Below are 4,452 nucleotides of genomic sequence, written 5' to 3' on the forward strand. Positions count from 1 at the left end.
TGTTCTCGACGACGGTGACGGTGGAGGCCCGCGGTAGGAATTCGATTCGGGCACGCGACAGCAATTCGTCGTTGTGATCGATGACCACGAGCAATTCGGTTGCCGGGGTCGACTGTCGCAGAACTGCATTCACAGCGGAACTGAGATCGTCCCAGCGATCGAGTGTGTACGCGCAGATGACTACCGAGGAAGTCGGGCTGTTCACGCCGACTTTTCTTGCCACGTGATCTCGTCGAGAACCTCGAACGCCTCGAACTCGAGATCCATGTCGGTACGGGCAGCGTTGGTGCGGCGATCAGGGCGCGGAATCGACTGCTTGGACAGCTTGCGCGCCCGCAACCGCTCCGTGAACAAGGTGCGAAGGACACGGAAGCCGTCGGAGAACGTGCGCAGGTTGCTCTGGCCGTAGATACGAGCGAGTTCGACGCTCGGAACTTCCTGGATACGAACCCCGGATTCCGCGAAGCGGCAGTTGATGATGGTCTCGATTTCGAATCCGTCGCCCCACAACATCTCGTCCTCGCGGCCCTGCTGATCCACTGGCGGCAGATCGAGGACAGGCACCAGATCGCGCCAGAATGCGTTGTAGCCGTAGCAGAGGTCCGAGAACTTCGTGCCGAAGAGAGTGTTGGCGACGAGATGCAGTCCGCCGTTGCCTGCACGACGAAGAGGCGTGATGTCGTGGCTTCCGCCGCCGTCGGTGAAACGACTGCCCTTGGCGAAGTCGGCCCCGGCGAGTAGCGCGTCGACGAAACGCGGGATCTCGTCGGCGTCAGCGGACCCGTCGGCGTCGAACATGACGATGATGTCGCCGGTGGCGGCCTCGAAACCGCATGCGAGCGCGTTGCCCTTGCCCTTGCGGGTCTGCTTGATGATGCGAATGTCTCCGCGAATCTCGCGGGCGGCGTCGATGGTTCCGTCGATGGATCCGCCGTCGACCAGGACCAGTTCGTAGTCGTGGGACAGCAGCGGAAGAACGTGGCGCAGGTTGGCGGCCTCGTTCAGAGTGGGGATGACGATGCTGATGCGCGGGTTATGGGAGTTCGACATATCCATTCCAGACGGGTTGAGGGCAGTGTGTGACCGACTGATCTCAGAAAGCCTGTGTCGCGACCCCCGGCGGATCCACAGAAGCAACCTGCGCCCTGATTCAGCGACACGATTGCGTTTTCATCGACTGCGTCTAACCTTAAAAGAAGCTATGAGTTTGTCAAGTCACGATTAAACAAACTAAGCGATTGTTTGGAGACGTGCGTCATACCGCGGGTCGGTCAGCCCACAGCGCGTTCGAACACGATCGTGTCCGAGTCCTGGTAGTGCACTGACCAGGCAGGATTCGACCTCAGCCAGCGCTCGAAGGTGTCCGCAGCGCCGTCCTGGATGAACCCGTAGTACTTCATCGCTTCCAGGGATTGTCTGGTCAGGATCACGTACGACGGTGTGTCGCGCTGTGACGCTTCCCATTCGAACGCGGTCAGCTGCTCGACAGTCGGGAACGCCAACATGTATTCGGGGCCGTAGTAGTTCAGTGGCGCATCGAACATCACGTTGGCTTCGGCTTGTTCGACATATTTTGCGGTCGATCTGATGGGATAGCCCGCCGGATACAACATCGTGAACTGTGATCCCGCGGGGGCACTTTCGACGAGAGCTTGGGTGTGCTCGATCTGAGACCGATTCTCGATGACGAGAGGCCACAGGCCGAAGTAGCCCTGCAGCCCGAACGTCGCGGCCACGACGGTTCCCAGGAACACACACGCGACCGCTGCGCGCGCCCCGAACCTGCGCGCAGTGCCGCGAGCGGCACCGGCGTTCGCGTCGAGCAGGGCCAGCAGCATCGGCGCGATCAGCAGCACACAACCGGGAATGGCGTAGAGGTACACCCGGAAGATGGCTTCACCGCCGTAACTCTGGCCGGCGAGCAGGCCGATCGACCCGAAGGCCATCACCATCGGTGCCCAGAACGTCTTCTTGGTGCGCCACGCGTACACGATCGACACCATGGCAAGGCCGAACACTCCGGCCGACAATGCTCGACAGATCAGCGACGTCACCTGTTTGCCGAGGATGCCGGGAGCCTGCACGTTGCTGGCCGCGTTCTCGACGGGGTCGAACCCCGACAGCAGCCCGTACGGGGCGACGATGTCCAGTCGAGGCACGAGGTAACCCACGAGGATCAGCGCCAGCGGGAACATCAACCACCACGGTTTCGCTCGACCGGTCACCAGCAGAACTCCGGTGACCGCGAACAGCCAGTACGGCGTGAGTTGGTGACTCGGCACCAGCGCCGCGAACGGGATGATCGCCAGGAAACCGGCAACCCGAAGCTGCGTCGATGCCAGCAGCAGGACGAGAAATCCGACAGCGAGTACGAACCCGAGGGCCTGCGGGGCGTAGTAGTCCTGCCCTACCCAGTTGACCAGTTCTGCCAGCATGGCTGCCATCACGGCGACCCGAGGTCTCAGCTTCAGGACACGGGCGAGGCCATAGACGAACAGCGCAATCAGTACGTGTACGAGTGGCGCGAAAACGTGTGCCAGTGACAGGATGCCGAATCCGGTGACCTGGCCGAACCACGCGGTCAGGATGAAGAAGCTCGGCCACTGGGCGTAGATGTCGATTCCGTTGGGCGGCAACGCCCCGAACGAAAGAATGTACTCGGTAACCGCGATGTGCTTGTACGTCCACTCGTACACCGGTGCGCTCGTGACGAAGGTGACGGTCAGGCGCTGCACCAGAATCGCAACGGCGATCGCCGCGACGGCGGTGCGAAGTTGGTGTCGGCGGATCGCGATCAAGAACGCCGCCACGACCAAAGCCATGCAGATCACCAGGATGGGCCCGGTTCCTGCGGGCAGTAGTCCGAACTGGGAGTACCCAGCTTTCTCCAGACCCGGAAGCGACGGGAGCCACAGCACGACTGCCAGCGCGAGCATCAGTCCGGCGACGTTGCGCCGTAAGTACTCCCGGTCCCACAGCGTGGTCAGGCCGGCCCTGCATCGATCGGACAGATGGCGTCGCGAGAACGTGTGGAGTGCCCAGCTACGCCACCCACGTAGATCGGGCCACTCGTCTTTCCGGCGGTACCAAAGCAGCGAGGATCCGAGCCCGGCAAGTGCGACGACGGTGGTGATCCACCGTGGCGACCACTGGTATCCCCACATCGCGGCGGTCGTGACGAGTGTGACGAGCGCCAGGCTCAGCACCGGCAGCGCTGCGATGCGCGCCCGCGGCGGGATGTAGACCCACGTCAGGATGGCCGATCCTGGACCGGCGAACACCATGACTGCGAGCAGGATTGCCCGCAGCGCGGCGGGCAGGGGCAGCATCGCCAGCATTGCCGTCGCCGATGCAAGTACCGCGACGTCGGCGTAGCGCACCTGAGGTCGCGTGACGGGCGACGCCGCAACGACCGTGGGCGCCGAAAAGTCAGTCGAGGACAGGCTCACGGCCGACCTCCAGAAGCGGTCGACGACGACGGCCCTCTCGACGGCTACGACGCAGCGCACCCGGGCCTTTCGCGATGGACAGCAATTCCATCCTGCCGATGCCCTCGGGTAGATCGGCGGCGAGATCGTCGGGCGGGGAGGCCACCTTGCTCATCTTTGCCGACAATCGGATCGCGCTACCCAGCCTCCGTACGGCCACCCGTGCCGCGAGCGTCGCTGCGCGGCGGTCGGTCGCGACGGTCGTCAGCCACGCACCGAGGCCGAGCCCGTAGCCGCGAGCCTGCACCGCAAGGGCGTCGGAATCCGCTCGGTGGCGATGCCACACGATGGCAGCGGGCTCGTAGACGAGTTTGTCGCCTGCCATCAGCACACGGAAGAACATGTCGAGGTCTTCGCCGCCGTTGGTGGGGGAGCCGACGCCGAGGGCTTCGTCGAAACCGCCCAGATCGAACATGCGGCTGCGTCGGACCGCGAAGTTCGCACCGGTTCCATAGATTCCCACCTGGAACGGGAACAGTGGAACATCGGCGGGTGGATTCGCGAGATCGTAGATGCGAGGCGTCACCGAACTGGCCCAGCCGACGCGGCGATCGAAGTACGCCTGCGCATGCGTGCGGATCTCGCCGCTGGGAACGATGCCCGACACACACGTCACTCGAACGTCCCGGTCGAATCCGCGGGCGATGCTCGACAGCCACTTGGCGTCCACCGCGACATCGTCGTCGGTGAATGCGACGATCGAATGCCGCGCTGCGCGCAGACCGGTGTTCCGAGCTCTCGACAGCCCCGCGACCGGTTCGGACACGACGCGCACGCGCGGATCGTTCAGTGCGCGGACGTAGGTCTGCGTCGCATCGGTCGGCGACGCGTTGTCGACGACCACCACTTCGAAGTCGGGATATTCGACGGCGAGTACGGAAGCCAGTGCGCCGCGCAGATGATCGATGCGGTCGCGCGTGCAGATGACGACCGTGATCGGCGGCTGAGCTGCACTGCGTGTAGG

3 protein-coding genes and 1 pseudogene are annotated in these 4,452 nt (G+C 63.7%); all 4 read right to left on the bottom strand.

Annotated features, from left to right (window positions below):
- Nucleotides 1-205: pseudogene (locus A2J03_RS10045) on the bottom strand (glycosyltransferase family 2 protein); the annotation flags it as partial.
- The gene (locus A2J03_RS10050; RefSeq protein ID WP_068372896.1) at nt 202-1,050 is read right to left on the bottom strand and encodes a glycosyltransferase family 2 protein; all 849 of its coding nucleotides are present in this window, start codon (nt 1,048-1,050) and stop codon (nt 202-204) included. The gene A2J03_RS10050 and the pseudogene A2J03_RS10045, both read right to left, overlap by 4 nt.
- Before the next feature lie 221 nt (nt 1,051-1,271).
- Nucleotides 1,272-3,449 (bottom strand): hypothetical protein, encoded by a 2,178-nt coding sequence (locus A2J03_RS10055; RefSeq protein ID WP_082897744.1) that lies wholly within the window; start codon nt 3,447-3,449, stop codon nt 1,272-1,274.
- A partial coding sequence (locus A2J03_RS10060; protein WP_068372893.1) for a glycosyltransferase family 2 protein occupies nt 3,430-4,452 on the bottom strand: 1,023 nt, incomplete at its 5' end. The genes A2J03_RS10060 and A2J03_RS10055, both read right to left, overlap by 20 nt.

It is taken from the genome of Rhodococcus sp. EPR-157, assembly GCF_001647195.1.
In the GTDB taxonomy this organism is placed as follows: Bacteria; Actinomycetota; Actinomycetes; order Mycobacteriales; family Mycobacteriaceae; genus Rhodococcoides.